This is a genomic window from bacterium (assembly GCA_021372535.1).
In the GTDB taxonomy this organism is placed as follows: domain Bacteria; phylum Latescibacterota; class Latescibacteria; order Latescibacterales; family Latescibacteraceae; genus JAFGMP01.
Genome location: JAJFUH010000031.1, coordinates 1 through 6,711, shown reverse-complemented (window position 1 = coordinate 6,711; position 6,711 = coordinate 1). Strand labels below are relative to the sequence as shown.

At 49.6% G+C, this 6,711-nt stretch carries 4 protein-coding genes; 3 read left to right on the top strand and 1 reads right to left on the bottom strand.

Going from position 1 to position 6,711, the window contains the following annotated elements; all coding sequences use genetic code 11:
• Positions 1–735: 735 nt before the first annotated feature.
• Positions 736–2,070 (top strand): AGE family epimerase/isomerase, encoded by a 1,335-nt coding sequence (locus tag LLG96_03090; protein ID MCE5249184.1) that lies wholly within the window; start codon positions 736–738, stop codon positions 2,068–2,070.
• A 133-nt stretch (positions 2,071–2,203) separates the two neighbouring features.
• On the opposite strand, the gene LLG96_03085 is transcribed toward LLG96_03090, so the two are convergent.
• Positions 2,204–2,767 carry an XRE family transcriptional regulator gene (locus tag LLG96_03085; protein MCE5249183.1) on the bottom strand — a complete coding sequence of 188 codons (564 nt, stop codon included), beginning with the start codon at positions 2,765–2,767 and terminating at the stop codon, positions 2,204–2,206.
• A gap of 767 nt (positions 2,768–3,534) precedes the next feature.
• Here LLG96_03085 and tdh point away from each other — a divergent pair.
• Together tdh and LLG96_03075 are read left to right on the top strand one after the other, a co-directional pair.
• Positions 3,535–4,578 carry an L-threonine 3-dehydrogenase gene (gene tdh / locus LLG96_03080; GenBank protein MCE5249182.1) on the top strand — a complete coding sequence of 348 codons (1,044 nt, stop codon included), beginning with the start codon at positions 3,535–3,537 and terminating at the stop codon, positions 4,576–4,578.
• A 22-nt stretch (positions 4,579–4,600) separates the two neighbouring features.
• Positions 4,601–5,770, top strand: a complete 1,170-nt coding sequence (locus LLG96_03075; protein ID MCE5249181.1) for a glycine C-acetyltransferase — start codon at positions 4,601–4,603, stop codon at positions 5,768–5,770.
• Positions 5,771–6,711: the final 941 nt, after the last annotated feature.

The following is a 6,711-nucleotide window of genomic DNA, read 5'->3' as shown; positions in this document are numbered from 1 at the left end:
GTAATCGTGGATTTTTGGGGGGAGCAGGTGAAGATGTTCCGGTCAGCACCAATTTTAAAGGACACTTTTTTAGATGTTACTTCCTATAGATGTTACTTCCTTTGCGTGCCCAAAGGAAGTAACCAAGGAAAGGGCACCCCGTGAAAAGCCTTCTTCCACGGGCTTTTCAATGGGGCTGAAAAATCGGAAACTCCAAAAATGTGTTATGCTGTTTGTTACAATGAAAAGTCATGGATTGAGGGGAGTGCCAGGTGAAGATGTACCGGACAGCACCCATTCTTTTTCCGAAAAACGCTTGTGACCGCGGGGCTTTTCAATGGGGTTGAAAAATCGGAAATTCCGAAAGGTGTTATGCTAAGTATTACAATAAAAAAAAGTAATCGTGGATTTTTGGGGGGAGCAGGTGAAGATGTTCCGGACAGCATCTATTTAATTTCCGAAAAACGGTTGTGACTGTGGGGCTTTTCAATGGGGTTGAAAAATCGGAAATTCCGAAAGGTGTTATGCTATTTATTAAAAAAAAGTAATCGTGGATTTTTGGGAGTAACCAGCATATAAATCAGGACTCAGTGCTGACCATTGACAGCTTATTACATCGACGAATAAATATCGATACCACTATATACAATTGATGCCGAATCAAGTTCGGCATGACGTCATCCGATGTCACCGTTTAGCCACCGGAGCAACAAATCATCCGGATGGTGTTTTTTTCAAGGCATCAGGAGAGACACGATGAAACGGCGAACATTTATCAGTTCATCGGCAACAGCCATCGCTGTGCTGTCACATACGGCGCAGAGCGAAGCAGCATCGGAGAAATCCGGAACCAAACAAGCCGGAACTCCCGTTTTTGCCGGAATGAGCCTCAAAGAACTCAGAAACCGGTATCATTCGGTGCTGTTCGATGAATATCTCCCCTTTATGGACAAGCATATCATCGACCATGAAAAGGGCGGGTTCATGTGCAACGCCTCGCCCGACGGGACGCTGATATCGACCAATAAACGAGCCGTTTACGAAGGGCGCGGCATATGGGTGTATTCCTGTCTCTACAACACATGCGGCAGGGAAAAGAAGTATCTCGAAGTCGCCCGTAAATCCGTCGAGTTTCTCCTCAGGAACAAACCCGAAGGCGACAGCATGTGGCCGGGATCGTTCGACAAGGACGGGAATCCAACCTCTCCGCCGGGAACATCGGTCAACGCCGATCTCTATATCGCGGACGGTTTCGCCGAATTCGCACGGGCAACCGATGACCGGTCGTACCGCGAGCTTGCCCGTGAGATCACGCTCAAATGCCTTCGTGTCTATGACCGTGACGATTACGGTACCGATGTGGGGAAAGGGTATCTCGGCCCCGATGCGCCGCTCACTCCCGGCATCAGGATCATGGACGACTGGATGCTGTTTCTCCGGGCGGCGACACGTCTTCTCGAACAGCAGCCGGACCCCGATATGGAGGCGCTTGCGGCCCGTTGTGTCGATACGATCATGAACAACTACTACAATCCCCGGTTCGGCCTCGTGACCGAAATCCTGAACCACGACCACTCATTCCCGGATAACGATTACGGCCAGGTGGTCAATTTCGGCAACGATTTCCAGGCGCTCTGGCATGTCATGGATGAAGCGGCGCGGATAAAGAACAGGGAGCTTTTCGATACGGCGGCTGAACGACTCAGACGTCACATCGGAGTCGCATGGGATGACGTATACGGCGGCGTATTCACCATGCTCAGGCATGTGGACGAGAACAGGTGGGAATTGGGAAAAGCACACTACGCCCAGGTCGAAACCCTCGTCGGGCTCATGATGATAACCGAGCACACCGGCGCTGACTGGACATACGACCTTTTCACACAAATTTACTCGTATATCGAGGAAACGTTTCTTCTCAAGAAATACGGGTATCCGCTCTGGATACTGGGCTCAGACCGAAAAGTCACTTTTAACCCGAAGAGCACCCGTATCGGCAACTTCCACCAGCCCCGTCATCTCCTGCTCAATCTCGCCGCTCTCAACCGGATAATCGAGCGAAACGGCAGGGTTTCGGGAGTTTTCGGGTAAAATCAGATGCTTTAAAAACCAGAACGCGGATTTACGCGGATCAGGCGGATTTACGCGGATTACATCAAGAATTCTCTTTTTATTTATACCATATATCCCTGTTCAATAATACATTATCGAATGCAATAGTATATCACGGATATTTTACCACCATATAGAGCGTGCTTTCGCCATCGTTCACATTGCGGATGATATGGTGGACATCGGCGTGGTAATGTACCGAATCGCCTGCTTTCACTTCGGCCTTTTTGTCGTTTATCTCCACGGTGACGCTTCCGGTCATGACCGTAACGAACTCCTCCGTCCCCTTGCTGTGCGCGTTGCTTTCGAGGACGCCGTCCTTTTTCATGGCAAGGGTGTAAAGCTCGAGTTTTTCGGCCATCGATAACGGCGATATGATCCTGAACATGCAACGTCCCTTGTCGCGTTCGAGGATAACCGCCTCTTCCCTGCGGATAACATTGAAAATCGGTACTTCGTCAACCTCCGCAATGAGATCGTGAAACGGCGCATCGAGGCCATAGGCGATTTTCCATACCACAGCGACAGTCGGATTCACCTTTTCCTGCTCGATCTGCGACAGCATCCCCTTGGAAACGCCGCTCCGCTGGGAAAGCTCCTCGAGAGAAAACCCTTTCTGTTTCCTGATCCGTTCGATATTTTTCCCGAGAGCCGGTAATTCGGATTTTGGTTTCATGATACGATCCTCCGGTTATTTTTCATATAATTAATTATTGTTTAATATATTGAATTTTTTTCTTGACATACCGTATGGGTTCATTATATTAAACACCATTATAACATACTGAACTCACGGTGTCAAGGTTATTTTTTTGAGGGTATCACTCATTTTAAAGAACACTTTTTTAGATATTACTTCCTTTGCTTGCCCAAAGGAAGTAACCAAGGAAAGGGCACCCCATGAAAAGCCTTCTTCCACGGGCTTTTCAATGGGGTTGAAAAATCAGAAGCTCCAAAGGTTTTTATGCTGTTTATAATCAATTCAATACAATGAAATAGTCATCGTGGATTTTTTGGGGGGAGCCAGGTGAAGATGTTACGGCCATCATCAATTTTAAAGAACACTTTTTTAGATATTACTTCCTTTGCGTGCCCAAAGGAAGTAACCAAGGAAAGGGCATCCCGTGAAAAGCCTTCTCCCACGGGCTTTTCAATGGGGTTGAAAAAACTGAAACTCCAAAGGGTGTTATGCTGTTTATAATCAATTCAATACAATGAAATAGTCATTGTGGATTTTTTGGGGGGTCAGGTGAAGATGTTACGGACAGCACCCATTCTTTTTCCGATAAACGGGCAATGACCGGGGGGCTTTTCAACGGGGTTGATAAATCAGAAGTTTCAAAGGTTGTTATGTTATTTATAATCTATTCATTACAATACAATTTGTCGTGGATTTCAGGGGGTCATCAGTAATTTTTCTTACCATAAAGGAGTGGACAAACCATGAAGGCTCTTGTCAAGGAAAAACCGGGGAAAGGGCTTGTTCTCAAGGACGTTCCGGACCCGTCTCCCGGCGAAGGCGAGGTATTGATACGCATACGTGCTGCCGGGATATGCGGGACCGATGTGCATATTTACGACTGGGACGAGTGGAGCAGAAACCGCATCCATCCGCCGGTGATAACCGGCCATGAACTGGTCGGGGAAGTCGTTGCGCTCGGTAAATCCACGCATCATATTCCCATCGGCCAGCGGGTCAGCGCCGAAGGCCACATAGCCTGCGGGCACTGCGAATTCTGCCGCACCGGACAGGCGCACATCTGCCGTGATGTGGAAATAATCGGTGTCGACCGTGACGGCTGCTTTGCCGAATACATGAGCATGGATGCGGGAAACCTGTGGCCTGTTCCGGACGCGATACCGGATCATATCGCGTCCATTTTCGACCCTGTCGGAAACGCCATGCATACGGTCATGGCCGAACCGGTCTCGGGAAAATCGGTGCTCATAACCGGCGCGGGCGCAATCGGGCTTTTTGCAGTCGCGATTGCCCGGAGTGTGGGCGCATCCACCATCATGGTCATAGAACCGAACGCCTTCAAGCGCGAACACGCACGGAAGGCGGGCGCCGATGTCCTGATCGACCCGTCCGACGAGCATCTCGAAGACATCGTGCTGAGCCATACCGATGGCCTCGGTCCCCAGATACTGCTTGAAATGTCGGGACACCCGGACGCGATCAATACGGGATTCCGTCTCCTGCGGAACGGCGGGTGTGCATGCGTGCTGGGCATACCTCCGGGCAAGGTTACCTTCGACTGGGCAAAAGATATCGTGTTCAAGGGAATCACCATCAAGGCAATCAACGGGAGAAGGATGTACGACACATGGTTCCAGACCCAGAATTTCATGCTCAGGGAGCAGGAACGTGTCAACCGTCTGATAACCCACCGTCTTCCGTTCGTGGATTTCGAACGGGGATTCGATCTGCTTCACCGCGGCGAGGCGGTGAAAGTCGTTCTGGAAATGAACGATGACCCGAAATGACCGATGAAAGGAACCGTCAGCCATGTACACGAACAGAGAAATTATCGAAGAATCGCTCAGTCAGTTCAGGGAAAGCGGGACATTCAAGCACGAACGCATCATTGTCACACCGCAGAGCGCCCTGATAAGGCTCGAGGACGGCTCCGAGGTGATCAACTTCTGCGCCAACAACTACCTGGGACTGTCAAACAGCCCGGTGCTTGTCGAGGCGGCGAAAAAAGCGCTCGACACCTACGGATACGGGATGAGCTCGGTCAGGTTTATCTGCGGCACCCTCGATATACACAAAAAACTCGAGCGCCGTATATCGGAATTCACCGGAGCGGAGGATGCGGTTCTCTATTCCTCGTGCTTCGACGCAAACACCGGCCTGTTTGAAACGGTGCTTTCCGCCGATGACGCGGTGATAAGCGATGAGCTCAACCACGCTTCCATCATTGACGGCGTCCGCCTGTGCAAGGCGAAACGCTTCGTATACCGTAACAACGACATGAATAATCTGGAGCAGTGTCTCCGTGATGCTTCCGGCTGCCGTATCAGACTCATCGCGACCGATGGTGTTTTCAGCATGGACGGGATTGTCGCCGACCTGAAAGGTATCTGCGAATTAGCCGAGAAATACGGCGCGCTGGTCATGGTGGACGATTCCCATGCAACGGGTGTCATCGGGGAGAACGGCCGGGGCGCACCGGAAGCCTGCGGCGTCTCGGGCCGTATCGACATCATAACCGGAACATTCGGCAAAGCGCTCGGCGGAGCATCGGGAGGATTTACCGCAACACGGCGTGAAATCGCGCAGCTCCTGCGCCAGCGGTCACGTCCCTATCTCTTTTCCAATACCCTCTGCCCGGCCATTGCCGCGACAACGCTCACGGCAATTGAGCTTCTGAGCGAATCCTCCGAGCTCAGAGACCGTCTCGCCCGCAACACGGCGCTTTTCAGGAACGGCATGAGCGAAGCGGGATTCACCGTTCGCGGCGAAACACATCCCATAGTCCCCATCATGTACGGCGATGCGGTGCTTGCTTCCCGGACTGCGGAAGCGCTTCTCGGGGAAGGCATCTATGTCATAGCTTTCAGCTATCCCGTGGTACCGAAGGATAAGGCGAGAATCAGGGTACAGCTTTCAGCCGCCCATTCGGAAGAGCAGGTCAGGCAGGCAATCGATGCTTTTATCAAGGTCAGATCGTAGATGGATCATCCGCATAAGGGCCGAGGAACAAGTACAGTGTTGTGAAATTATAATAAGTCAGGGTAAGAGGGCTGTGAAAAAGTATATTTTTCACGAGTCCCAGAACTAAATGTGATGTTTTGTTGCTGTCAAGGGCATGTAAATCACTGGCAATCCCCCATTTTTTTAAGAACACTTTTTTTAGATGTTACTTCCTTTAGATGTTACTTCCTTCAGATGTTACTTCCTTTGCTTGCCCAAAGGAAGTAACCAAGGAAAGGGCACCCCGTGAAAAGCCTTCTTCCACGGGCTTTTCAACGGGGTTGAAAAATCAGAAGCTCCAAAAAGGTGTTATACTAAGTATTACAATAAAAAAGTAATCGTGGATTTTTTGGGGGGAGCAGGTGAAGATGTTACGGACAGCACCCATTTTAAAGGACACTTTTTTAGATGTTACTTCCTTCAGATGTTACTTCCTTTGCTTGCCCAAAGGAAGTAACCAAGGAAAGGGCACCCCGTGAAAAACCTGTTTCCACGGTCACGGCCCGTTTTTCGGGAATGTGTGAACTCACGAGCCTTCGGCTCGCTCGGACAGCACCCATTCTTTTTCCGAAAAACGCTTGTGACCGCGGGGCTTTTCAATGGGTTTATAAAATCTTATTCCGGTGAATAAATAATGATACCACCATGTGGAATAGATGCCGAAACGAGTTCGGCATGACGTCATCCGATGTCACTGTTTTATCACCGAAGCAATCACCGGCTTTTATGGTTTATATTCTATTTATAATCAATGTATTACAATACAATTCATAGTGGATTTTGGGGATTTGCCAGCATATAAGCATGTCCCCGAATTATTAATCGGGGATCAGCACTTCGTGCCGTCCCTTGACAGCTTATATCCACGTAAATTGTGTTTATAACAACTTAACTGACATTAAAAAGGGCAAAGATATCAT